Here is a 24,507-nt window from a genome sequence, read left to right on the forward strand (position 1 = left end):
TTGTTTGATAAAGTTATATGAACGGAATGAACCAGACAATGCCTTTATTCCGAAAACACTTCTAAAACACCTGCTGCTCCCATGCCACCGCCGATACACATCGATACGACGCCCAGTCCGCCTCCCCGGCGGCGCAGCTCATGGACGAGGCTGACCGTCAATTTCGCCCCTGTACAGCCTAGCGGATGACCCAGCGCAATCGCGCCTCCATTGACGTTGACCAGATCCTCGTTCAGCTTCAATTCCCGGATAACCTGAAGGCACTGGGAGGCAAAAGCTTCATTCAGCTCGAAAAGCTTGATGTCCTCCAGACTTACCCCTGCCAGGCGAAGTGCTTTCGGGATTGCTTCAATGGGACCGACTCCCATAATGGCCGGGTCCACGCCACCGAGAGCAAAGGAGCGGAAAGCAGCCAGCGGTTTTAGACCAAGCTCTTCGGCCTTCTCCCTGCTCATCAATACGGCAGCCGCCGCACCATCACTTGTCTGGGAGGAATTTCCCGCTGTAACGCTTCCCTTCAGAGAGAAGGATGGTTTCAGGCGGCCAAGCACCTCCATGCTGGTATTTTTGCGCACTCCTTCATCCGTATCAAAAACAATTTCCTTGCTCCATACTTTGCCGTTTTCGTCCATTCCGCTAAGTGTTGTAAGCAGCGGAACAATCTCTTCCTTAAAACGGCCTGCTTCTATAGCAGCCGCCGCTTTTTGATGGCTTCGTAAGGCAAAGGTGTCCTGATCTTCCCTGCTAATGCCAAAACGGTTGGCCACTTGTTCCGCAGTATGCCCCATTGACATGTATACTTCCGGCATTTTTTCTACCAGGACGGGATGAGGGGCTATCTTGAACCCGGTCATGGGCACATGGCTCATGCTTTCCACACCCCCGGCGATCATCACATCGGCATGACCGAGCATAACGCGTTCGGCAGCAAAAGCGATGGCCTGTAAACCGGAAGAGCAAAACCGGTTCACGGTAAGCGCAGGCACTGTGACAGGGAATCCCGCATACAGGGACATAGTACGGGCGAAATTGAGCCCCTGTTCCCCTTCCGGCATGGCGCAGCCAATGATAATGTCTTCCACATCCCCTTTCTGCAAGCCAGGGGCTCTCCGAACGACTTCCTCCAACACTACCTTACCCATATCTTCCGCGCGGGTTTGGGACAGGCTTCCTTTCTTCGCCTTCCCTACCGCTGTTCTTGCTAAAGACACGATAACGGCTTCTCTCATCTTGGTCACCTCTTCGAATGAATAATCAAATTCGTCTTTCAACCTATATTAATAGTTGTCTCATCCATCTAATTGCGGAGCGCTTTTCCTTTGGAAAGCATATGCTGCATCCGCTGTTGGGTCTTCGGCTCTCCGCAGAGACTGAGGAAAGCTTCACGTTCCAGATCAAGCAAAAACTGCTCTGTAACAAAAGTACCCGCCGGGAGATCCCCGCCTGCCAGAATGTGGGCTAATTTATTGGCAATCTTCTGATCGTGTTCCGAGATGTATCCGCCCTCTCTCATTCCGTTGATTCCGGCTTGCAGGACGGCCTTGCCGTCACGTCCGACGATACGGATCTTTTCTTTCAACGGCGGAGTATACCCCGATTGATCCATAGCCAGTACCGCTTGTTTAGCTTCGTAAATTCGGAACTCTTCATTCAGAATTACCGCATCCGTCTCCCTCATGTAACCGAGCCGCTTTGTGTCAAAACCGCTGGTTGAAACTTTAGCCATACCAATCGTTTCAAAATAGTGGTTAATCATGGGCTGGAGGTCAATTTCAGGGCTGATTGCCCGGCTGCTTGTTCGCAGGGCCATCTCCTTACAGCCTCCCCCTGCCGGAATCAGACCGACACCCACTTCAACAAGTCCAAAGTAAGTTTCAGCGGAGAATAAAATGCGGTCAGCCGGAATGCAAGCTTCCACTCCGCCTCCGAGCGTCATCCGGTGAGGTGCCGCAACTACCGGTTTTTCCAGCCACTTTAGATTCATCATTGTATTTTGGAACGACCGGATGATAAAGTCGAGCTCATCCCATTCCTTGTCCTGTGCTTCCATCAGCATCAGCATCAGGTTCGCACCCACACAGAAATGTTTCCCTTCGTTGGCAACGACAAGACCTCTATAATTTTGGCGGACTTCCTCCACGCTTTTATTGATCATGCTGAGAATGTCTTCCCCAATGGCATTATTTGGAGAGTGGAATTCCAGGCAAGCCACCCCATCACCAAGATCAATGAGACTGGCACCGCTGTTGGACAGAATCGTTTTGTTTCTCTCCTTCAGCGCCTTGAGGGAGATGATTTCGGGTTTTGTCTCTATTCCTTTAAATTCATTTTTGTGATAGTAGAACAGTCCACTTTCCTTTTTCTCATAAAACGAGGTATGACCGGAAGCTATCCATTCCTTAACCCAGTCCGGGACGGTTTCACCTTCCTTCTCCATCCGTTCCACCGATTTGACTAACCCGATGGCATCCCACGTTTCAAACGGTCCTAAATCCCAGTTGAATCCCCATTTCATTGCATTATCGATGTCCACGACCGTATCTGCGATCTCGCCCAACTTCTCGGCAGAATAAATCAAAACCGGTTTTAAAATATCCCAGGCCAAATCCGAGTATTTGTCGCCCGTTTGGACTAACGCTTTGATCTTTTTGGCTGCGCCCTTTACCTGTTTGGCTGCTTGCAGGGAACCTGAGGATACTTTTCCTGCTTTGGCATACTCCATCGTGTTCAGTTCTATGGCCTGTATTTCTTTGCCCTGTTCGTTCTTGACCTTTTTATAAAACCCTTGTCCCTGCTTCTCCCCGATCCAGCCTTTTTGTACCATTTCTTTCAGGATGTCCGGAACGGCGAATACAGCTTTTTCCTTCTCACCCTCCACATTTTCATATACATTGTTGGCCACATGTACAAACGTATCGAGTCCTACTAGATCCAGCGTGCGGAAGGTCGCGCTCTTGGGGCGTCCCATAGCCGGCCCCGTCACCGCATCGATTTCTTCTACGGTAAATTCTCCTTCCTTCATGGCCTGCAAGGTCACCAATAGTCCGTATGTGCCAATCCGGTTGGCGATAAAGTTAGGAGTATCCTTCGCTGTTACAACCCCTTTGCCCAGTTTGCGTTCACAGAAATCGCCCATAAATCCGACTATTTCAGGATCTGTATGTTTGCCTGGGATTATTTCCAGGAGTTTCATATAGCGGGGCGGATTAAAGAAATGAGTCCCCAGGAAGTGAGACTGAAACTCCTCTGAACGATCCTTGACCATATCATTGATAGATATGCCGGATGTATTGGAGCTGACAATCGTCCCTGCCTTCCAGACTTTTTCGATGTTGGCAAAAAGCTGCTGCTTCACGGCCAGATTTTCAACAATAACTTCGATAATCCAGTCCACTTCAGACAGCTTCCCGAGATCATCTTCCAAATTTCCCGGTGTGATCCGGCTGGCAAAAGCCTCGCTGTAGAGCGGTGCCGGATTCGTTTTTTTCAGCCGGGCAATGGCCTCTGTAGCCAAGCGGTTTCTTACTTGCGGATGCTGGAGTGTAAGGCCTTTTGCCGCCTCCTGGTCCGTAGGGGCCTTGGGTACGATGTCCAAAAGCAGGCTTGGTATGCCTGCTCCCGCCAAATGGGCGGAAATGGCAGAGCCCATAACTCCGGAACCGATGATAGCCGCTTTTCGAATTGTTTTCACCATGTCGTATAACCTCCTATTTATTCCATCATCAATAGTTTAAGTTGGGAATCCCTTTCTTCTGCTTTCAAAAAAATATATGGCACATTTGTCAGTGGACAACAGCCACTTCTTTTTTGACTGTGCCGAAGACAGCCTGCTCCAACAGTTCAGCAATGTCTTTCGTCTGAATCTGCTCTTCCAATTCCTTCATCTTCGTGCCGTCTTCCATCATGGTAAGACAGTATGGGCAGGCTGAACTGATTACAGTTGGATTTACGGCAAGAGCCTGTTCGGTCCGGGCCAGATTTACCCTTTTTCCGGCTGTTTCCTCCATCCACATCATGCCGCCTCCGGCTCCGCAGCACATGCCGTTTTCCCGGGTCCTTTCCATTTCCACAAGCTCCACCCCAGGGATCGACCGGAGAACGTTGCGTGGCTGTTCGTAAATGCCGTTATATCTGCCAAGATAACAGGAATCGTGGTAAGTAATGCGTTCCTTCACCTCATATCGGGGCACCAGTTTCCCCTGCTCCACAAGCTTATCCAAAAGCTCTGTATGGTGAATCACTTTGGCCTCCAAGCCAAAATCGGGATACTCGTTTTTGAGTGTGTTATACGTATGCGGGCATGCTGTGACGATTTTTTTCACTCCATACTTTTCAAATACGGAGATATTCTCCATACACAGCTGCTGGAATAAAAATTCATTGCCCATCCGGCGGGGAGTATCCCCGGAGTTCTTTTCCTCATTGCCGAGAATAGCGAAATTAACGCCTGCTTGGTTCATCAGCCTGACGAAGGCTTTGGAAACCTTCCGGCTGCGGTTGTCGAAAGAACCCATGGAACCGACAAAATACAAATATTCAAAATCAGGATTTTCTTTCACTGCCGGCACCCGAAGTTCGCCATCCGGGTCTACTTCTTTCACCCACTTGTCACGCTCTCTGCGGTTTATGCCCCAAGGGTTGCTCTGACGTTCGATATTCTGCAAAGCCCGCTGTCCGTCGTTCGGCATGCTGCCTTGCATCAATACCAGATGTCGGCGCAGATCAATTATTTTATCCACGTGCTCATTCCCTACCGGACATTGATCCTCACAGTTCCGGCATGTCGTACATGACCAAATCTCATCATCAGTCATTACATCGCCCAGCAATTCCACGTCTTCAGCATTCTTATCTGAAACCGTCCAGGAATGTTTTTGAGTGTTCATCGTGTGGGCAATATTCGTCACTTCAGAATCCTGCCAAATATCCGGGAGCTGATGCTCCTCCCCTACTTTCATCACATGGGAACCCTTATCTGAAAAAGCAAAGGCAGGAACCCATGGGGACTTCTTCGTTATGGAAGACCCTTTGTCAATCAGGTGATCGCGAAGCTTGACAATAAGATGCATCGGAGATAACAACTTGCCGGTATTCGATGCAGGACAAACATTGGTACAGCGTCCGCACTCTACGCACGAATAAAAATCAAGCATTTGTTTCTGTGTAAAATCTTCAATCCTGCCGATACCGAATGATTCTGCCTCCTCATCTTCCAGATCCAGTTTGGACAGACGTCCAACAGGTTCTGTTTTACGAAGTAAAATGTTAATCGGTGCGGTTATTATATGAAAATGCTTGGATTGAGGCACATACACAAGAAAAGAGAGCAGAATAATCAAGTGTGCCCACCAGGAAATCATAAAGGCTATATGTACACCTTCCGGAGACATCCAGCCAAATCCCGCTGCAAATAAGGAGGAAATCGGTGCCCATACGGATGCGGCAAGCCCGTGTTCGACTCTTTCAAAGCCGAGACTGAACACAACAGACAACATCAGAAAGAAAATAAAAAATACTACGATACTGGGCTTCCACCCGCGTTTGAGACGCTTCAGCTTCTCCCCGTACCTCCGGTAAGTGGCGTAACCCATAGCTGCAACAATCAGCAATACCGTCAATTCCTGAAAAAAGCCGAAAGCTTCATAACCCGGAAACGGAATCGCATTGCCCGTAAGCCCCTTCCAAATCAAATCCAGTGCGCCAAACTGCAAAATAATAAAGCCATAAAAAATCACCACGTGCATAATTCCGCTTTTGCGGTCCTTCAGCAGCTTTGTCTGGCCGAACACCTGGACCAAAAATACCTTCAGCCGGTCTTTTGCTTCTTTACGCAGATCAGCCGGCTTCCCCAGCTTCAAGTACAGATATCTGTGGTAAACCGCCTTGTAGAAGAAATACAGCCCGGAACCGGTCAGAAGGAAAAATACAAGAAAGGTAAGAGTCGGCCCCAGCATTTGTATCAGCTCCTTTCCATCCCTATAAAACATTGCCCTTTTGAAAATGATATGAAGCGCTTTCGCACAGTGTATACAAAAAAGCATATTCCATTCGAACCTTATGCCGATACATGAAAGATGCTTTACCCTGGTGCCTGACGCAAGCTGCTTCACTTAAGAATGGATTCTTCCTCATTCCAAATGTTGACAATGCGTAGGATGTATTTTATGATATCTGTAGAAAAAATGAATGAGTATTCATTCATGTATAATCGTATTTTAACACCGAGGTGATTCCATGACAAGTAAAAAAAGGGAAAAATATCAATTAATTCTGGACGCTGCGCTCAAAGTCTTTGCCGAGCATGGATTTCACCGATCCCAAGTTTCGAAGATTGCAAAGGCAGCCGGCGTTGCAGACGGTACCATTTATTTATATTTCAAAAGAAAGGAGGATATCCTTATCAGTCTCTTCCGGGAAAAACTAGGTGAGCTGGTAAGCAAATTCAACCAGTCGATCGAAACCTCGACGGATATGAAGCAGGCCCTTTATCATATATGCCGCATTCATTATACCGAGCTGGAACAAGACGTCGATCTGGCTTTTGTAACTCAAATTGAGCTTCGCCAAAGCTCTCTGGAGCTTCGCAGGGAAATCGGAAAAGCAGTAAAGCCATATATAGTACTAATCGAGCAATTGCTTCTTAAAGGTATTGAGGAAGAGGTATTCCGTCCCGATCTGGATGTCAAGCTAACCCGCTCCCTCATCTTCGGAGCCATGGATGAAGTCGTCACTTCCTGGCTTGTCTCAGGGCGCAAATATTCTTTGTCCGATCAGGTAGAGGGCACTGTACAGTTTTTCCTGCGGGGTATTGAAAAATCGGCTTCCTAATTTCACAGTACCTGCTTAACTTCCAGAATCTGCATAAGATCAATCAAAACAATATCAGATTAAGGAAAGGGGATAGTATGGATGAATATTTATGTTCTGCTTAAACAAACTTTTGACACGGAGGAAAAAGTGATCATAAGCGGAGGCAGCATTGATGAAGAAGGGGCAAAATTCGTTATCAACCCTTATGATGAATATGCTGTGGAAGAAGCGATCACACTTCGGGATGAGCATGGAGGAAAAGTAACACTTGTCTCTGTCGGCCCGGACCGGACGATTGAAGCGCTTCGTACGGGATTGGCCATGGGTGCTGATGAAGCCGTTCTGATCAATGACGAACGTATCCCCGCCGATGAGAATGCCGTTTCCAAAGTACTTCACGGTTATCTGTCCAGTCAACAAGCCGACCTCATTATCGGAGGTAACTTCTCTGTTGATAATGGAGCTGGGCAAGTAGCTATTCGGGTTGCTAATTTACTGGGCATTCCCCATGTCTCTTCCATTACTAAGATAACGGTTTCGGGTTCCCATGCGACAGCTGAAAGAGATGCCGAGGGCGATTTGGAAGTAGTTCAGGTAGCCCTGCCGGCTGTTTTCACTGCCCAGCAAGGATTGAATGAGCCCCGTTATCCTTCCCTGCAGGGAATTATGAAGGCAAAAAAGAAACCGCTAACGGAGCTGAATCTGGACGATCTGGAGCTTGATCCACCTGCTGCTAAAACAGAACGAACCGAACTTACCCTTCCCCCTGAGAGAAAAGCCGGCAGAATACTAAGTGGAGAAACGCCGGATCAGGTTAAAGAACTTGTGCAGCTTCTTCGCAGCGAAGCGAAAGTTATATAAAGGAGGCGTATGGATCATGGCAAAAACCTTTTTAGTAATTGCAGAGGCAAAAGACGGTAAACTTCGCCAGGTTTCCCTGGAAACGATCAAGGCTGCCAAGGAATCGGCGGTCGAAGGGGACACAGTAACAGCAGCCCTTTTGGGCAACGGCATCACCAGTTTGGCCGACGAGTTGTCCCGCTATGGGGCTAACAAAGTCTATGCACTGGATGATGCAAGCCTGGAGCATTACAATCCGGAAGCTTATTTGACAGCCATACAGACTGTGCTTGATCAGGTACAGCCGGATGCCATTTATACGGGACATACTGCAATCGGGAAAGATCTGGCCCCAATGATAGCCGCATTGCTGGATGCAGGACAACTATCGGATGTAACATCCATCCGCTGGGAAGGGGATCAGGTTTTCTATACCCGCCCGATTTACGCCGGAAAAGCCTTTGAAACAAAAGTATTCCAGAACGGTCCATACGTGGTAACGGTACGCCCTAATAATATACCGGCAGCTGAACCGGCAGATGCTAAAGGGGAACTTGTGGAAACCTCCTACTCCGCACCTTCCCTGAAGACAGTTATTCAGGACGTGATCAAAAAGACATCCGGAAAAATTGACCTTTCAGAAGCTAAAGTGGTAGTCTCAGGCGGTCGGGGCGTTAAAAGTGCAGACGGTTTCAAACCATTGGAGGAACTGGCAGATATTCTTGGAGGGGCCGTAGGAGCTTCCCGTGGGGCCTGCGATGCGGGATATTGTGATTATTCACTGCAAATCGGGCAAACCGGTAAAGTAGTAACACCGGAACTTTACATCGCCTGCGGAATCAGTGGAGCCATCCAGCATTTGGCCGGCATGAGCCAGTCCAAGGTTATCATTGCAATTAATAAAGATCCGGAGGCACCGATTTTTAAAGTAGCTGACTATGGTATTGTAGGAGACCTGTTTGAAGTAGTCCCCCTCCTGATTGAGGAATTTAAACAAGCCAGCCCGTCGAACTAACCCTTTTATAGAATTAGGTAAATACCCAACCGACTTGATGAGTAACGCAAAATGTATATTGCGTTACTCATCTTTTTTTGTTCATTTCTTCAGTAAAGTTTACCGGTTTACCCAAGATTTCAAGAACCAATACCTATTTCATCTTTATTGCCAATACACAGAACTAGAGGCCGGCCACTAAAAATTGTCTCTTACATTGCGGGTTGTCGTACAATATCGTATAGAAGTATAGAAAAAAAGCTATAAGAAGCGTTAGAATCATTACCTGTATTGCTGTCGATAATGCAATCTTTCTAGCCAAGCTATATATCCAAAAAGTACAATAATTAAAGCTAATTGTAAATATGGATTTTTAAACAATGTTAAAGGAAAAAAACTGATAACCATCCCCCTAGAAATAATAAAAAACGTTCTGCCGTCATGTACTTTCCCCTTTGTTTATTTTCCCTAAATTATAACATATGCATTTGCATTCAGCATTTATTGACTTATTCCCTTTAGGAAGTTGCCTGTTATCTCTTGATAGCAGGCTTCTTTATCTTAAGTGGGACTATTAGTCCAGACCAATCCCTTGTATAATAAGATAACAATAGCAACACATCAATCCTTCACCGAAGTAAACAATGGAGTTGATAACAATGGCCACCTTGAAGGATATTGCCGAACTGGCACACGTTTCCATATCAACTGTATCCCGGGTTCTTAATAATGACCAGGGCGATTCAGGATGCGGGACTTAAAGTGCCGGATGATATTAGCGTCATCGGTTTTAATGACATCACGATTGCCAGATATGTTTCCCCTTCCTTAACTACCATTAAACTTTACAGCGAATTTATTGGCGAAACTGCGCTTGACCTGCTGCTCGAACGGATCATCAAAAAACGGACCATCACCAAAAAAGTCATCATCCCCTCCGAATTAATTATCCGCGAAAGCTGCAGCTCAGCCAAATAACCGCCTGTTAGTTTATACCAAACAAAAAAAGTTACCGCTTTCAAAAAAATCCTTCTTCAAAAAAGCCTTGTCCTTTTTCTTTAACTTGTCAGCCTGATGGCAAGTTTCGGGGCGAACCTGCGTAAAATGTACCATACAGGTAGCAAGTCTAGAAAGGAGAACAAGGCTAAAATGAACTTTGATGTCATGGAAAACATGTTCTCTATCATGTTACCGTAGTTGCCGTCATTATTGCCATAACCGGGTTCCGCATGTACCGGGAATGGTCCTATACCAATAAACAGCCCCTGCTGACGGTGGATGCTTACGTTGTATCCAAACGTCACCATACTACAAGCCAAACACACAACCAGGACGGCCACATGCACCATAACACGGATACGTCCTATTTCGTCACCTTTGAGGTGGAGAGCGGAGACCGGATTGAGATGCGTATCCAAGGTACGGAGTTCGGCCAGCTTGCGGAAGGAGACTGGGGAAGACTTACCTTCCAGGGGAACCGGTTCCACCGTTTTGAACGGTCGAGCCAAGTCTCGGCTTCCATCTGAACATGCTTCATTATGAATGGATAAATCCAAGCTGAATAAAGAAAAACAAGGCGAAGAAGTACAGGGCGGGATGTACTTCTTTTGCTTTTCCCCTGAAAAGTTTCAACAGTACATATACGATAAATCCGATGCCGATTGCCGAGGACACACTATAAGTTAGAGGCATAGTAACCATGACCAAAAAAGAAGGGAAAGCTTCTTCGAAACTCTTCCATTCCACGTGAACCATCTCCTCCAACATACTGAACCCGACAATAACCAAAGCCGGAGCCGTTACAAAAGGAGTGCTTGCCAGTGTCTCGGCTACCGGGGCAAAAAACATCGTAATGACCAGCAGGATGCAGGTTACAATCGGAGTAAGGCCTGTTCTTCCGCCTGCGGCAATACCCGATCCGGATTCTACAAGAGTTGTGATAGGACTGGTCCCGAGTAAAGCCCCGCTTGTCACTCCTACAGCGTTGGCCAGCAGTGCGCTTCGGGAATGCGGAAATCTGCCTTCCTTCATCAATCCCGCCTGCTCAGCCAGGCTGACCATTGTTCCGGTCGTTTCAAAAACGGAAATAAGAAGAAAGGTAAAGGTAACCGCAAGCATGTCATAATTAAATACGCCGTCTATATCTAATTGCAAAGCCGTATGAGCTAATCCGCTGGGAATAGACAGAAAATGCGAAGGAAGCTGCATCAGCCCCATTATCCACGCTAAGACAGAGGTAACGATCATCCCAGAAACAGCGCCCCTCTTATCCGGTAGGTCATCAGCAGTAAAGTCACGGCAAGTCCAATTATGGAAAGCAGGGTTCCCGGTTCCCGAAGATTGCCTAAAGTTACAAGTGTATCAGGTGAAGATATGACCAGCTTGGCGTTCTGCAGTCCCACAAAACAGATAAACAAGCCGGTTCCGGCCGTTATGGCATATTTCAAGCTTTGCGGAATCGCATCCAGCAGAAAACGGCGATAGCGGGTTAAGGCAAGCACCAAAAAAACCGTTCCCGCCAGAAATACCGAACCCAGGGCAGTTTGCCATGGGATGCCTTGAGCTTTGACCACACTATAGGCAAAAAAAGCATTGATTCCCATACCAGGGGCAATAACAAAAGGAAAATTCCCGAAAAGGGCGATAATCAAAGTTGAAATCAGAGTTACCAGGACCGTAGCCACGTAGACCCCGTTGAAATCCATTCCGGCATCACTTAAAATTGCCGGGTTGACTACCAGAATAAATACCATGGTCATAAAGGTTGTACATCCGGCAAGTATCTCTGTAGTCCAAGTTGTACCGCGTTCTTTCAATTGAAACCATGTTTCCCATCTGCTCACATCAAAAGTTCCTTTCACTTGGGCGTACCTTGACATTCAATCCCGGATGCGCCCTCATTCGTTATCTTTAACAAGTTTGTCCAACAATTGATTGTAGCATAATCGAAAGCCGGTTTCAGCATAAAAGCCGGCATCCAGCAGATTACCGGCCCAAAACAAATCAGCATGAAATTGATTGTATTATGATTTTTTACGATCCTTGTCCGCAAGTCTAAGCTGCTTGGCAGTTTGCTGCTCAGGATTATCGAATCTTCTTCTCTCAGTTCGTTCAATCTGGGTTACCCTGCCATCATGTACGATGATATGCACCGTACCATACTCCAATCCGTTAACGCTTTGAATGATGCGATTTATCCAAAGATCATCCAGCTGCAACGGCTTTGCCATTGTTTTTCCCCTCCCCAAACTTATTAAGCGGCATCCTTAGACGGAAGCTGCAATTGCAGTATTATGTTTTGATCCATGCTCCAGTACGGTCATGCCCTCTCCCTGCTGAACATACATACGGTGAATGAAAACCCGGACAGGGTCTCCTTTAAGCAACTCTTTCTTCTCTTGGGAGCGGTAAGCAAACAACTGCTGACCCTGTACTTCAAGTTCAATAAGCCAGGCTGTTCCCCTGAAATAACTGTTTTTCACCGTTCCTATATCCATACCGGATGCAGAAAGCGTCTCTTGCGTAGTAAAAATCTCCACGAATTCAGGGCGGATGATTGCGGAATCGGCGGCTGAAGCTTCCTCATAACCCAGGAATGCCGCAGGTTCAGAAATCTTGGTAGATTCTCCAATAAAGCCGGCTACAAATTCGGTTGCAGGCTGTGAATAAATTTCCCGGGGCGTTCCCTGCTGCTCCAGCTTCCCTTGATGAAGAATCAGCAATTCATCTGCAACCTCGACTGCTTCCTCCTGATCATGAGTAACAAATAGAGTGGTTATGCCGATACGGTTAATCATATCCCTTAACCATGCTCTAAGTTCTTTCCGAACCTTGGCGTCGATAGCGGCAAACGGCTCATCCAGCAAAAGCAGCTTAGGCTCAGGCGCAATAGCTCTTGCAAAAGCCACCCTCTGCCTTTGTCCCCCGGAAAGTTCATGCGGATACCGCCTGCCCAGATCGGTTAAGCCTGTTTGCTCCAACAGTTCTTGGACACGGGATTCAACAAAGGGCTTTTTCTTTTTAAGCACCTTTAGCCCAAAAGCTACATTTTCAAATACTGTCATATGTTTAAATAAGGCATATTGCTGAAAAACAAAGCCAATTTGCCTCTTTTGCGGCGGCAAATCATTCACCTGCTGTCCGACAAATGCGATGCTTCCCCCATCCGGAGTCTCTAGCCCGGCAATAAGCCTAAGCAGGGTAGTCTTCCCACTGCCGCTTGGTCCCAGCAGTCCTACGAGACGTCCCGCTTCCACTTGAAAGCTGACATCATGAACTGCCGCATAGGTACCGAATTGCTTATAAATATGTTCAACAGATAGCGCCCTCATGTCTGCCTCCTCCTTTCACCATTCACTCGGACCCTTTTTTAAACTTCCATTCAGCCACGGCCTTGACAATAAGAGTGATCACAGCCAAAAAAACAAGCAGGGAAGCTACCGCAAAAGCGGCAGAAAATTTATACTCGTTATATAAAATCTGAACATGCAGAGGAATCGTATTCGTTATCCCCCTGATATGCCCGGATACTACGGAAACAGCCCCAAACTCCCCCATTGCCCTTGCGTTGCAGAGTATAATACCGTAAAGAAGTCCCCATTTTATATTCGGAAGAGTTACGCTCCAGAACATTTTCCAGCCTCTGGCCCCTAAAGTCGCAGCAGCTTCTTCTTCGGCGGTTCCCTGGGACTGCATCAAGGGAATCAGTTCCCTCGCAACAAAAGGAAATGTCACAAACAAGGTCGCCAGTACAATTCCCGGAAAAGCAAATACTATCTTCATATCATGATCAAGCAGCCAATTGCCAAGCAGGCCGCTTGTGCCAAATAGCAAAATAAATACAAACCCGGCTATAACGGGAGAAACGGCAAATGGAAGATCAATCAGAGTGAGCAGCAGCTGTTTGCCCCGGAATCTGTGTTTGCTGATCAGCCATGCTGCCGATACCCCAAACAAGGTATTCAGCGGCACCGATGCTAAAGCGGCAAGCAGGGTCAACCTTATGGCAGCTGCCGCATCGGAGTCCCGAAGGGAGGCCCAATATACAGAAGCCCCCTGTTGAAAAGCTTCAGCAAATACAGTGATGAGAGGAAGAACGATCATAAGTACCACAAAACAAACCGCTATACTAATAAGCAAACATTTGATTATCCAGCCTTCCTGTCTAGCCCGGGATTTCGGTTTTGCTGGAGAGGTGGAAGACTGAACGGAAATAGAACCTGCCATATCTTGCCTCCTATTCCGCTGCAAGCGGACGCCGGATCCGCCACTGCAAATAATTAGTCAGAAGAAGCAATACGAAAGAAATGACCAGCATTACCAGGGCGATAGCCGTTGCACCCTGATAGTCAAACTGCTCCAGTTTGGTCATAATCAGAAGTGGTGCAATCTCTGTCTTCATCGGCATGTTGCCGGAAATGAAGACCACTGATCCGTATTCCCCGATTGCCCTGGCAAAAGCCAAAGTAAATCCGGTCAGAAGAGCCGGGAGAACCTGAGGAAAGATCACCTTGATAAATGTCCTTAACCGATACGCCCCCAGAAGAGCAGCAGCTTCTTCCGTATCCTGCTCCAATTCCTGTAATACGGGCTGTACTGTCCTTACTACAAAGGGGATGCCGATAAAAACAAGGGCAATCATGATCCCAATGGGTGTATAGGCCGCCTTGATTCCTGCTGACTGAAGAATCGAACCGATCCAGCCGTTAGGAGCATACAGAGTAGTCAGGGCAATACCGGCAACGGCCGTCGGAAGAGCGAATGGGAGATCTACCAGTGAATCAATGATCCGTTTGCCGGGAAAATTGTACCTTACGAGCACCCAGGCTACAATAAACCCAAAAACCGTATTGATCAGACCTGCAGCCAGGGAAGCGCCAAAACTAAGTTTGTAGGAGGCGATCACCCGCTCATTAGTAACGGTTGACCAGAACTCCGGCCACCCCATCCCCGCCGTTTTCCAAATTAGCATCGAGAGGGGAATGAGCACAAGAATAGCCAGATATATCCATGTGTATCCCAATGTGAGGGAAAACCCGGGTAAAACCCGCTTCGGTCGTTTCGCTGCCATATATCCAGTCTCCTTCGGTTGGAACCGTAGTCTGCCGGGAAGCTTCGTGGCTCTAGTTATTTCCCGGATGGTTGATAAATTTGATCAAACAGGCCGCCATCCGCAAAATGTTTCTTCTGTGTTTCCTGCCATCCGCCGAACATTGGATCGTCTATGGTGAACATCTCGATTTTTTGGAATTGATCGGCAAATTTCTGTGCCACTGATTCCAGGCGGGGCCGGTAATAATTCTCTGCGGCAATGGTTTGGCCTTCTTCACTGTACAAATAATCCAGATAAGCTTTCGCTGCCTCCCTGGTACCTTTTTTGTCTATGATTTTATCGACGATGGCAACGGGAGGTTCCGCGAGAACACTAATCGAAGGGGTAATAATCTCGAATTTCTCTTTGCCCAGTTCTTTTAAGGACAGATAAGCTTCATTTTCCCAGGCAATCAGGACGTCCCCGAGCTGTCGTTGGGCAAAAGTATTCGTAGCATCACGGGCACCTGAATCCAATACGGGGACATTTTTGTACAGGCTGGTAACAAATTGCTTTGCTTTTGCCTCGTCATTGTTGTTCTTTTTCAGGGCATAGCCCCAAGCGGCCAAATAGTTCCATCTGGCTCCTCCGGATGTTTTCGGGTTAGGTGTGATTACTTCTATGCCGGGCTTGACAAGGTCATCCCAATCCTTGATCCCTTTCGGATTCCCCTTGTGGACCAAGAACACGATTGTAGATGTATAGGGCGTGCTGTTATTCTCCAGTTTTGTCTGCCATTTATCCTGAATCAGTCCGGCCTTTTGCAGAGAATCTATGTCATAAGCCAGAGCCAATGTCACCACATCAGCCTGCAGACCATCCACAACGGAACGGGCTTGTTTGCCTGAACCTCCATGTGACTGTTTGATCGTGACGGTTTGGCCCGTTTTTTCTTTGTAATACTTGGTAAAGGCATCGTTATATTTTTGGTATAGTTCGCGGGTAGGATCATAAGAGACATTTAAAAGTTCGATAGATTTTCCCTTGTCTGCCGAAGCGCTGTTCCCGGAAGAATCAGAGCCCCCGCATCCCGCCAATACAGCGGTCAAAGAGACGGTAAGAATAAGAAACAAGACGGACCGGAAAGATATGCGCTTTCGCTTGTTTTTAGAAAAATGATCATGCGGGTTTGAAGAATCGGACATTTCTGAAGTACCCCTTTCAAGTGGTTATTTCAAGGTTCTCAAAGATCCTGCAAGGTCTCCGGATATCCGGCGGACTAAACCCATTATTACTATATAATTACTATGTTTTGAACTTAGAGATAGTTTAGCACTGTCATCCGGGGGTGTCAATTCTGTTTTTGGGTTGTTTTGTAAAAAGGAAAATTTTGAAAAAAACAGAGCAAGCCTGCTCTGTTCTTCTATTGCCCGCTTTTATTCTATTCAGCAAACTGGGATTGTGCCCTACAACATTGAAGATTTTTTTGGGTCTTTATCACCGGCTGACCCTATCATGTACAAGATGCCGTTTATGTTCCCGCTTGTACTTTACGGCGTTTCCTGGCCTCATACCGTACCGGGGCCGTTTCATGCAGGCGCTTCTCTTCCTCCGTTTCCGGGATAATCGGGGGTACAGGCACAGGCCGTCCGTCCTCGTCCACTGCAACAAAAGTCAAGAAGGAGGTAGCGGTATTGCGGATTTCGCCGGTGAGCAGATTTTCTGCAGTCGCTTTAACATAGACCTCCATCGAGCTGCGATGAGTCCAGGTGACAAAAGCTTCAATCTGCAAGGATTCTCCTAACCGGACCGGAGCGAGAAAATCAAGGCTGTCGCTCGAAGCCGTGACTACTCCTTTCCGGCAGTGTCTCATGCAGGCTATCGTAGCGATCTTGTCAATGCACTGCATCATCATTCCGCCAAAGACGGTTCCATGGTAATTCGTATCCTTAGGAAAAATAATTTCCGTCATGATGGATCTGGATTGACTTACTGTTTTTGCTTCCATCTGTATAAACCTCCTAATGAATTGCCTTCAGAAGCAGCCTGCGTATCAGCGGAGTCAAATAATCCGCCAGCTGTTCCACGTGCGGGACAACTACGCTTTGGCGCCCGTAGATGTTAGTCAACGTATTCCGCTGGGTCTCATGTACTTCACCGCTGGCAAGGAATACGCCAATCACCTCGATACCTTGGCGCCGTACCTCCTGCACGGCCTGATATGTATCGTGAATCCCTCCCTCATGGTAATCGGAGGCAGACGGCTCTCCGTCGGTGAATACGAGGAGAATGCGCTGCTGCGGCTCCAACTGCAGCAGAGTAGGGCCGCTGCGCGGAGCCGTCTTCTTCTGCTCCATCACAAGCTGAATCGTTTTTTTTCAGCTTGCGTAGTAAAAAAGGGTTCACGCGTTGTTCCATGGCGCGGTACTTTTCTTTTTCGGCCGAAGATGGCCGGCGGACCGGCAAATATTCAACCGTGCCCAGACTATTGATCGTACCGGTTTCCTCTTTGGCTGCGAAGCCTCCTTGGACCAGCCGGAGAACTTCTTCGGCGGAAGGAATCTCTGGCCTTTTGTTGGAAGAGAAGACCTTCCTTGTACGATGGAAAGTGCTGGTCTGCCGAATCCGATTCACGGAGTACACCACCCAAAGCTTCCGTACGCGTACCTCGTTCCAGTTCAAAACGCAACATTCCGGGGTCTGTATCCTAAGTCTCCCGGTGCCAGGTTACCATCCGTTCGGATGGTCCCGACTTCTTCTGAACCTGCTCTGGTTCCGCCCCGGATGTCACTTTTCATGCCCGCCACTTGATCCGTTTTTTTCAAATCCCGCCAAAATTGACTGATGGTTATTTTATTTTCCCTGCGCAAATATACGGAATAATACCAGACCGGAGTCTCGGGTTAGGGTTCGCGCCAGATCCAAAAGCTGCATGCGGACAAAAGAATCGACCCGCTCCCCGCAGGGTTTCCGGCTTGGCCATATTAATTTCATCGATATATAGGAAATCCATGATTTCTCTAATCATTTGTTCCGGCAACTGCCAGTATTCAAGTTCTTATTTGAATGTTAGTGACATGATGACCTGTTTCCTTTCTACCATCCTTTGCAAAAAGAAAGCTCCGAGCAGCAATCAGCACCCGGAGTTTGCTTTCTTTTATTATACCACAGCCGTTTCCCTTGCGGCATAGAAGCATAGTGAAGCCGGTGTCCATAATCCTGACAAAAGTTACTCTGATTTAGCCCGTTAAGGTATTGCAACCATATCCGCAGAGACAACATCGTTACTTCCTTGTGTAATCACGTTTTGTTGTGCCTAATAATAATTGTAATAATGAAATTGGTAATTTTAAAAACATTCATAATCCGAATTTGCTCCCATTGCCGTACGGTCAAGATCATGCTCCTGGCCTTGTGTATAGGCGATCAGGGTTACTTCCTTTCCTGTTTCGTCCTTCAACCGTTTTTCCAGGTCTTGCATTTCAAGCAGGGCTTCACGAGGAAGTTTGGCAAATCCGTAATCTTCTCTGTTCATGCATATCACCTCATTTTACCAATGGTCTTTGATTAGTTTATCCCCTCCTTCCCCGTTCTTATGCTAAAGCCGCATGAACGTATAAAAAAACCTTTATCCGTCCGCAAGAACAAGTAAAGGAGCCAGTTAAGCCATGGCTTGTATTTTTCCTGCCAATTAATAAGTTTCAGTGCGGTTATTGTGCTTTTTCTTGTTCATTGATCTTTTGGGGAGCCTCCATTGATAAAAAACGGACAGCATACGAAAAGTCACAATGGGTACAAATAAGAGAAGGATGGCTAGCCTGGATTGTCCCAAGCCGAGTCCCACTTCTAGTCCACCCAGCATCACCCGCACGGCATATATCTCGGAACGGAGTACAAGCGGTTTCCTTCCCGCCAGTATATCCCGGATCATACCCCTCCTTTCCCTGTTACCGCAACTATTACGGCACTCAGCGGCAGGCCCGCATTCACCGCCCTGTTCCCATAAAGTTGTTACCGGTACTCCAATAAGCAGATTCCGAATCACCCACCGCCGAAGGCGGTAACCAGCCCCATCACATAGCCCCCAAAATATCATAATCTTCCTCCATCACAACAATAGCTCCACTGATGGCGAAAGAAAACGTTCCAATAATATTCAGCCATTCCCAGTTCACGGATGCAACCCCATTTTTTCATGTATAGATCCTAAATCATCCAATCCAGCTTAATTTCTTGTCCGGTCCGGATGATTCATAAATCGCTTCCAAAATCAGATTGTTTGTATATCCCGTCATTACGGAGGTGATAGGCTGGCTTCCACTTTGGATACAATCCAGAAAATGACGGCTCATTATTCATATCGGTATGGGCAGCCCAGCTCACTTCCAGCGTCAAAGTACTGCCGTCTTCCATCTTGATCATGGCTGAAGCCAGATCCTCAACATTATAAAAACCGCTCCAGTCCAGAGTTCCCCAGGTTCCGATCCCTTTACGCTTTGGCCCGAATTCGGCATAGGTAGAACCATATACAGATACTGGTTTTGGATTGCCCATCAAATACAAGCTTAAATCCAGCATATGAACGCCGATATCAATAATAGGCCGCCTCCGGATTTATTTTTTTGGTAAACCATGTTCCCCAGTCCCCCTTATCAAGCTGCTCTTTGACCTGAAGGGCATGCGGTTCCCAGCGCATGGTATGCGGTATCATCAGGACCTTTCCCGCTTTCCGTTCCGCTCTTACAATCTCTTTGGCGGCTTCCGCATTCAGGGCCATCGGTTTTTCCAGCAGAACATGCTTTCCTGCCTGCAAAGCTTTCACCGCCTTTTACACAAAAAAATCAAGGTATATGTATTTTTGGTGTTCGCCCTATTTTTGTCTATACTATAAGTAAACACATCCAAAGGAGCTAAGTATTATGTTTCAACTCCCCAAATTACTTATTACGCTTGGCATTATCCTGATTGTGATCGGCGGAATCTGGCTGCTGGCCGGGCGATGGCTGCCTATTGGCAAATTACCCGGGGATATTGTGGTAAAGAAGGAAAACTTTACATTTTATTTTCCCATCGTTACCTGTATAGTGCTAAGCGTGATTATTTCTCTAATCCTGTATGTTATTCGGCTGTTCAGGTAAGTTATTTTTATTTGTTTCCTTTTGTCCTGTGCCTTAATATGAAAGAGTCAGATCTGGTACTTAAGAAAGGAGTTCTTCATGACTGAATGTACCCATTGTGCTTATAAATGGAGTTGGGGCAAGCTGCTGGCAAACATGCTCATTCCAAAGATGTATCTCCATTGTCCTGACTACGGGAAAAAGCAATACTTTACTGCAAAGTCAAGGAAAAAAACGACCTATTTAACGGCAATTATTCCAGCTGCTCTGGTCCTTGTTACATACTTGAAAGTCCCAACCCTTCTATATGTATTGATTTTATCCGCAGCGGCTTTTCTTGTTGCCTGTCTCCTGCCTTTTCTGGCTGAATTTACAGACAAGGAAGATCCATTTAGATGAAGAAAGCTAAAACAAGTCTGCCTTGACCGGCAGACTTGTTAAGCAGATTTATTATTTCAAAATCTATGAATTTCAATATACTGCACAAACCGGTAGGCTAAATCTTGCGGTTTGTGGAAATTACTTGTCGTTCCTGTTGTTCTACCTTAGCCTTTAAATCCTTGATTTCCTTGTTCATATACGCATTTTCCTGAACCAGAATTTTAATGATCTCCTGGTGTTTGGATAATACCGTCGTCGTATGCACCAATAAGCTAAGCGCCACAATGATCACGATGAGGAACACAAGTGCGGGCATATAGGCCACGCCGATCTTGGAAGCCAGTTTGTTAAGCAAAGGGATCGCAATAGCCGTGGCAAGGCCCAAGAGGCCGATCATCATCCATAAGAAGGCATAACGGTCCCTTAGCCTGTGTTTGCTTGTGTAGTAAAAAATTTGGAGCAGAAAAATGACAGCTACTCCAATGCTGATAGCTCGAATCAATGTATAAACCCCTTCCTAGAAACTTCTCCGTATAATGGAAAATAAGGTAACCTTCAGCATGTAGTAAACCGATCTCATGAAATTAATAGAGGAGACCCCGCCCTGCCGGTTTTTCATCTCGACACTGATTTCTTTGATACGGTATTTTTTGCGGGCCATGCTGACCAAAATCTCTACTTCCGGGTAATCAATGGGATAATACTGGGAGAATTCCTTAATGATCTTGCGGTTTACAATCCGGTATCCTGACGTCGGATCTGTAATTTTATTCCCTGTCAAAAGCCGGATCAGCAAATAAAAATAATAAATGCCGATGCGGCGGGAAACACTGCCCTTGTAAGAGCTCTTCTCTACAAACCAGGAACCGATGACCAAGTCATACTGGGACTTCTTTATTTCTGCAACCAGCTTATCCAGATCCTTTGGATCATGCTGTCCGTCTGCATCAAGCTGAATAGCGTAATCATAATGATGCCGGTAAGCATATTTGTATCCGGTCTGCATGCTGGCCCCGATCCCCATGTTTACAGGAAGATGAAGACAGTTGAACTGGCGTTCATTTAAAATTTGGGGTGTCCTGTCCTTCGAGCCGTCATTGATGACAATATAATCGTAGGAAGAGTTCTGAATGACGCTCTCAACCGTTTTTTCAATCGAATCCTCTTCATTATAAGCCGGTATAATGATGAGCACTTTACTTTCTTCTGGCATGTTCAATCTCCTTTACACTATAAAAGCAATGATTCCTAGGATGACCTTTGTCATTTTTACCGTAAAAATAATGTCTACATGCTCACAACACCTGTTCCCCAAACAAAGGAGCAGGTGTTCTTTTTTGCATATTTTATTTATTGATAACTTACCCCGACCATTTGGTTTCTTCGAGCTCTCCTTCTTGTAAAACGTCCTGTTGCCCATCGTCCTGCCCAGACAATCACGGACGCTGTAGTAATCATCAGATAAAGCATCATTGGAACCGTATAACGAGCCTTTGAAATAAAGAGCAGCGCCATACCCAGCATAATCAGAAAGCTGACAGCCAGGAAACGGACCGATTTATTGATGAACATGCCGATCATACTAAAAGAAATTCCTGCATATACAAGGAAGAGATGGATATATTTCAGAAAGATTCCATAAACTTTCCCCATAAAATTCGGATACGGACCGAGGTAAATACGATGAATGAACATATCTTTAAACTTACCTACCGTGAACCAGCGGATCCATAGCCACGGGTTTTCCTTAAATCCCTGCTTGATTCTTCTCAGGCCTTCCCCAAACTCGTCATCGTAGTTCACTTTGCTCCAGTCAATAGTTCCCATATGAACGTACCTGCATATACACCAGTCCCATAAAGCAGGTCAGAAAGAGAGTCTCCGTTAAAATTAGGGAAGTCATACATACGTGCCGTAAAAAGCGGCGAACAAAGCGGCTATCCATCCAGTAGGACGATTGAACAGCCTTTTTCCTATTAAATAGATAAAAGCAATGGCACCCAAACTGATAAAGGTCTGAATGACCCTTACGATCATATGAGTATAGAGAATATTGCTGTAACCAAAGATTTTAAACACAACATACAAAAACATCGGAAAACCAGGGGTTACATGTGTGTCCGGTTTCGTATCCATATAACCGTAAACCCCATCTTCAATAGTTGAGTCCGTATAATTGTGTAAAAAGCTAGGTTCCAAAAAATGAAAGGAGCCATATTCATAGCCCTCAGTTAGAATAATGTTGGGACACAAAATTCTAAATATACGAGGTGTTATGAAATGGCTCAATACCAGATTAACGTAGATTCGCAGCTTTTGCATCAACTATTTTTGGGAAATTCTCAGGATGCGGGTGTAGCCAAGCTGCTCGAGTCTGTACTGAACCAAGTCTTACAAGCACAGGTGAGTGAACAAGTGGAAGCAGATCGTTATGAACGAACAGAGAATCGAAAAGCGTACCGGAATGGATCGTATCCACATGGGCTACATACGCGGGTGGGAACCATTACACTAAGTGTTCCGCGCATCCGTGGCGGGAAGTTCACGACAGAGCTCTTTAGTCGTTACCAGAGAAGTGAACAAGCGTTAATCTTAGCGATGATGGAAATGGTCGTAAACGGCGTCTCTACGCGTAAAGTCTCGCAAGTAACCGAAGAACTCTGCGGAACCGAGTTTTCTAAATCCACTGTTTCAGACCTTTGTAAGCGGCTGGATCCCATCGTAACTGCTTGGAATAATCGAAGCCTGGCAGACAGCCTCTTTCCGTTTGTTCTCGTAGATGCGATGTATCTCAAGGTCCGTGAAGACGGTCGTGTACGCTCACGAGGCATCATGATTGCCATTGGTGTAAACACCGAGGGCTATCGTGAAGTCCTTGGCCTGATGCTGGGTGACACAGAATCTGAAGCAAGCTGGAGTGAGTTTTTCAGCTCTCTAAAAGGACGTGGATTACGAGGTGTGGATCTCATTACCTCCGACGATCATGGCGGCCTTGTACGCGCGGTACGGCAGCAGCTGCAAGGGGTAACATGGCAGCGATGCCAGACTCACTTCACGCGAAATGTATTAGAAGCCTCACCCAAAGCCTTGAAGGATGAGATCCATGGCCGTCTACGGTCGATTCTAGATGCTCCTGATACTGGAACGGCAAGGTTTTTATTAAAACAGACCTTAGCGGCTTATGAAGATAAGGCGGGTAAGGCGATGGGCGTGCTGGAAAGCGGATTTGACGATGCTACCGCCGTCTTAATGCTGCCAGAGCGTTACCGAAAACGGCTGCGCACGACAAATAGCGTTGAGCGTCTCAACGAAGAGGTTAGACGCCGGGAACGTGTCATTCGCATCTTCCCAAACCGTGAATCCGTGATTCGTCTTATTGGTGCTCTATTGATGGAACAGGATGAAAAATGGGCAGCCGGCAAGAAATATCTCGACATGACCGAGTACATGGAATGGCGGAAGGATCGGCCAAAGTCCGATGCCAAAGTGACTCGCATTATGTAGCACAGTCTAGCTGAGGGAATTTACACACAAATTTGGACTTGATCATCTTCAATCATCCGGACGGTCATGGTCGTATAGTTTTTTTGATCCCCTGTAACGGGCTGATACGTTTCATTCAAGACATAATACAGCGGTCATAATCTCCTTCTTCATGTTCTTTCACAAAACTAAATTAATGTTTAATTCGGATAAACGGATCAACTCGTACAAAATAGAAATCCGATTCAAAATTGGATTAATAAAAGTGGAATTATTTTCCGAGAAAATCCTATTATCCGTAAACTGGATGCAATACGGTTTAAAGCAAGTTCCGGAAACTATTAAAAGCCGCGAATAGCCCGTAACTGCTTTCTTTAACTTGGTATCTCTCCCCTTAACTAATTCTACTTAATTTTACTAAAGTTATCAAACCATATTTCTACTTTATTTTTTTCTCTTCCCTATAATCAAAAAAGCCATAAGTTCTACTGTTCCCAATGGATATATGCAACCTGTCTTCTCACAGGTTTATACATAAAAAGTTATCCAATCCTAAAAAGCAGCTCTGATACAGGAAATGGGATTGCATATATGATGCAACATTATTACAGTAACAAACGTAACATTGTTACATTATCTTGATATTAATGAAACGAAGGTGATTATTATGGGTAAATATGAGGCTATCGGCTTATTTTATGCAGCATTTTTATTTTTAGGAGTATCGGTGGGTTTGGGAATAGGTTTTCTCACTAGCCACCTTATCCTCGGCGGGATCCTTAGTGCAACAATCGGGATTGGTCTAGGACTGCTTTCAAATGCTTTTATTGCCTTGAAACATGATATTTAAT

The 24,507-nt window shown here is 46.3% G+C and carries 27 protein-coding genes and 3 pseudogenes; 10 read left to right on the top strand and 20 right to left on the bottom strand.

Annotated features, from left to right (window positions below):
- Positions 1 to 44 precede the first annotated feature (44 nt).
- The 3 genes from BXP28_RS06820 to BXP28_RS06830 form a co-directional block, all read right to left on the bottom strand.
- On the bottom strand, positions 45 to 1,229 hold the full coding sequence (locus BXP28_RS06820) for an acetyl-CoA C-acyltransferase (protein ID WP_036654474.1): 1,185 nt from the start codon (positions 1,227 to 1,229) through the stop codon (positions 45 to 47).
- A gap of 68 nt (positions 1,230 to 1,297) precedes the next feature.
- On the bottom strand, positions 1,298 to 3,694 hold the full coding sequence (locus BXP28_RS06825) for a 3-hydroxyacyl-CoA dehydrogenase/enoyl-CoA hydratase family protein (protein WP_023483350.1): 2,397 nt from the start codon (positions 3,692 to 3,694) through the stop codon (positions 1,298 to 1,300).
- A gap of 88 nt (positions 3,695 to 3,782) precedes the next feature.
- Positions 3,783 to 5,954, bottom strand: a complete 2,172-nt coding sequence (locus BXP28_RS06830) for a (Fe-S)-binding protein (RefSeq protein ID WP_036656752.1) — start codon at positions 5,952 to 5,954, stop codon at positions 3,783 to 3,785.
- Between the two features lie 280 nt (positions 5,955 to 6,234).
- Between BXP28_RS06830 and fadR the strand changes: the two genes are divergently transcribed.
- The 6 genes and pseudogenes from fadR (at position 6,235) to BXP28_RS06860 (ending at position 10,170) form a co-directional block, all read left to right on the top strand.
- Positions 6,235 to 6,828 (top strand): fatty acid metabolism transcriptional regulator FadR, encoded by a 594-nt coding sequence (gene fadR / locus BXP28_RS06835; RefSeq protein WP_023483348.1) that lies wholly within the window; start codon positions 6,235 to 6,237, stop codon positions 6,826 to 6,828.
- 81 nt (positions 6,829 to 6,909) lie between these two features.
- Positions 6,910 to 7,671 carry an electron transfer flavoprotein subunit beta/FixA family protein gene (locus BXP28_RS06840; protein ID WP_023483347.1) on the top strand — a complete coding sequence of 254 codons (762 nt, stop codon included), beginning with the start codon at positions 6,910 to 6,912 and terminating at the stop codon, positions 7,669 to 7,671.
- Between the two features lie 16 nt (positions 7,672 to 7,687).
- Complete coding sequence (locus BXP28_RS06845; RefSeq protein WP_023483346.1) at positions 7,688 to 8,665, top strand: electron transfer flavoprotein subunit alpha/FixB family protein; 978 nt, start codon at positions 7,688 to 7,690, stop codon at positions 8,663 to 8,665.
- Positions 8,666 to 9,303: 638 nt separating this feature from the next.
- Positions 9,304 to 9,381: pseudogene (locus tag BXP28_RS06850) on the top strand (LacI family DNA-binding transcriptional regulator); the annotation flags it as partial.
- Positions 9,374 to 9,622 (top strand): substrate-binding domain-containing protein, encoded by a 249-nt coding sequence (locus BXP28_RS06855; RefSeq protein ID WP_023483345.1) that lies wholly within the window; start codon positions 9,374 to 9,376, stop codon positions 9,620 to 9,622. The pseudogene BXP28_RS06850 and the gene BXP28_RS06855, both read left to right, overlap by 8 nt.
- 251 nt (positions 9,623 to 9,873) lie before the next feature.
- Entirely contained in the window at positions 9,874 to 10,170 is a 297-nt protein-coding gene (locus BXP28_RS06860; protein WP_077584985.1) for a DUF2500 domain-containing protein, read from the top strand.
- Between the two features lie 10 nt (positions 10,171 to 10,180).
- On the opposite strand, the pseudogene BXP28_RS06865 reads toward BXP28_RS06860, so the two are convergent.
- The 13 genes and pseudogenes from BXP28_RS06865 to BXP28_RS24045 form a co-directional block, all read right to left on the bottom strand.
- Positions 10,181 to 11,523 (bottom strand): annotated as a pseudogene (locus BXP28_RS06865) (NCS2 family permease).
- 144 nt (positions 11,524 to 11,667) lie between these two features.
- Complete coding sequence (locus BXP28_RS06870; RefSeq protein WP_024093866.1) at positions 11,668 to 11,874, bottom strand: YezD family protein; 207 nt, start codon at positions 11,872 to 11,874, stop codon at positions 11,668 to 11,670.
- A gap of 36 nt (positions 11,875 to 11,910) precedes the next feature.
- Entirely contained in the window at positions 11,911 to 12,975 is a 1,065-nt protein-coding gene (locus tag BXP28_RS06875; RefSeq protein ID WP_023483343.1) for an ABC transporter ATP-binding protein, read from the bottom strand.
- Positions 12,976 to 12,997: 22 nt separating this feature from the next.
- Positions 12,998 to 13,870 (bottom strand): sulfate ABC transporter permease subunit CysW, encoded by an 873-nt coding sequence (gene cysW, locus BXP28_RS06880; RefSeq protein WP_023483342.1) that lies wholly within the window; start codon positions 13,868 to 13,870, stop codon positions 12,998 to 13,000.
- 10 nt (positions 13,871 to 13,880) lie between these two features.
- Positions 13,881 to 14,714, bottom strand: a complete 834-nt coding sequence (gene cysT / locus BXP28_RS06885; protein WP_036654479.1) for a sulfate ABC transporter permease subunit CysT — start codon at positions 14,712 to 14,714, stop codon at positions 13,881 to 13,883.
- 56 nt (positions 14,715 to 14,770) lie between these two features.
- A complete protein-coding gene (locus BXP28_RS06890) occupies positions 14,771 to 15,880 on the bottom strand; it encodes a sulfate ABC transporter substrate-binding protein (RefSeq protein WP_023483340.1) in 1,110 nt (369 codons plus the stop codon).
- 326 nt (positions 15,881 to 16,206) lie between these two features.
- Positions 16,207 to 16,683, bottom strand: a complete 477-nt coding sequence (locus BXP28_RS06895) for an acyl-CoA thioesterase (RefSeq protein WP_023483339.1) — start codon at positions 16,681 to 16,683, stop codon at positions 16,207 to 16,209.
- A 13-nt stretch (positions 16,684 to 16,696) separates the two neighbouring features.
- Positions 16,697 to 17,032: an activator of nitric oxide reductase-like protein gene (locus tag BXP28_RS22555; RefSeq protein WP_023483338.1), complete on the bottom strand. Its 336-nt coding sequence runs from the start codon at positions 17,030 to 17,032 to the stop codon at positions 16,697 to 16,699.
- Between the two features lie 128 nt (positions 17,033 to 17,160).
- On the bottom strand, positions 17,161 to 17,367 hold the full coding sequence (locus tag BXP28_RS22560) for a hypothetical protein (protein WP_144029517.1): 207 nt from the start codon (positions 17,365 to 17,367) through the stop codon (positions 17,161 to 17,163).
- A 657-nt stretch (positions 17,368 to 18,024) separates the two neighbouring features.
- Positions 18,025 to 18,210 carry a hypothetical protein gene (locus tag BXP28_RS06915; RefSeq protein WP_024093861.1) on the bottom strand — a complete coding sequence of 62 codons (186 nt, stop codon included), beginning with the start codon at positions 18,208 to 18,210 and terminating at the stop codon, positions 18,025 to 18,027.
- Between the two features lie 156 nt (positions 18,211 to 18,366).
- Positions 18,367 to 18,850 (bottom strand): annotated as a pseudogene (locus BXP28_RS06920) (trimeric intracellular cation channel family protein).
- 76 nt (positions 18,851 to 18,926) lie between these two features.
- Entirely contained in the window at positions 18,927 to 19,229 is a 303-nt protein-coding gene (locus BXP28_RS24040) for a hypothetical protein (RefSeq protein WP_237703292.1), read from the bottom strand.
- Positions 19,230 to 19,266: 37 nt separating this feature from the next.
- Positions 19,267 to 19,488, bottom strand: coding sequence for a Gfo/Idh/MocA family protein (locus tag BXP28_RS24045; RefSeq protein WP_051427857.1), 222 nt, complete (start codon positions 19,486 to 19,488; stop codon positions 19,267 to 19,269).
- A 106-nt stretch (positions 19,489 to 19,594) separates the two neighbouring features.
- Between BXP28_RS24045 and BXP28_RS06930 the strand changes: the two genes are divergently transcribed.
- Complete coding sequence (locus tag BXP28_RS06930; RefSeq protein ID WP_036654486.1) at positions 19,595 to 19,813, top strand: DUF2905 domain-containing protein; 219 nt, start codon at positions 19,595 to 19,597, stop codon at positions 19,811 to 19,813.
- 78 nt (positions 19,814 to 19,891) lie between these two features.
- Positions 19,892 to 20,191 (top strand): TIGR04104 family putative zinc finger protein, encoded by a 300-nt coding sequence (locus BXP28_RS06935; RefSeq protein WP_036654488.1) that lies wholly within the window; start codon positions 19,892 to 19,894, stop codon positions 20,189 to 20,191.
- Positions 20,192 to 20,288: 97 nt separating this feature from the next.
- Here the strand turns inward: BXP28_RS06935 and BXP28_RS06940 are convergent, their stop codons facing one another.
- The 4 genes from BXP28_RS06940 to BXP28_RS06955 form a co-directional block, all read right to left on the bottom strand.
- Positions 20,289 to 20,675 carry a DUF2304 domain-containing protein gene (locus BXP28_RS06940; protein WP_036654490.1) on the bottom strand — a complete coding sequence of 129 codons (387 nt, stop codon included), beginning with the start codon at positions 20,673 to 20,675 and terminating at the stop codon, positions 20,289 to 20,291.
- A 15-nt stretch (positions 20,676 to 20,690) separates the two neighbouring features.
- Positions 20,691 to 21,386 (bottom strand): glycosyltransferase family 2 protein, encoded by a 696-nt coding sequence (locus BXP28_RS06945; protein WP_023483986.1) that lies wholly within the window; start codon positions 21,384 to 21,386, stop codon positions 20,691 to 20,693.
- A gap of 137 nt (positions 21,387 to 21,523) precedes the next feature.
- Positions 21,524 to 22,000, bottom strand: coding sequence for a hypothetical protein (locus BXP28_RS06950; protein WP_023483985.1), 477 nt, complete (start codon positions 21,998 to 22,000; stop codon positions 21,524 to 21,526).
- Positions 22,001 to 22,072: 72 nt separating this feature from the next.
- A complete protein-coding gene (locus BXP28_RS06955) occupies positions 22,073 to 22,309 on the bottom strand; it encodes a glycosyltransferase family 39 protein (protein ID WP_036654496.1) in 237 nt (78 codons plus the stop codon).
- Between the two features lie 144 nt (positions 22,310 to 22,453).
- Between BXP28_RS06955 and BXP28_RS06960 the strand changes: the two genes are divergently transcribed.
- Positions 22,454 to 23,677 (top strand): IS256 family transposase, encoded by a 1,224-nt coding sequence (locus BXP28_RS06960; protein ID WP_023483236.1) that lies wholly within the window; start codon positions 22,454 to 22,456, stop codon positions 23,675 to 23,677.
- A gap of 646 nt (positions 23,678 to 24,323) precedes the next feature.
- On the top strand, positions 24,324 to 24,506 hold the full coding sequence (locus BXP28_RS06965; protein WP_051427858.1) for a hypothetical protein: 183 nt from the start codon (positions 24,324 to 24,326) through the stop codon (positions 24,504 to 24,506).
- Position 24,507: the final 1 nt, after the last annotated feature.

Source organism: Paenibacillus larvae subsp. larvae, from assembly GCF_002003265.1.
In the GTDB taxonomy this organism is placed as follows: domain Bacteria; phylum Bacillota; class Bacilli; order Paenibacillales; family NBRC-103111; genus Paenibacillus_H; species Paenibacillus_H larvae.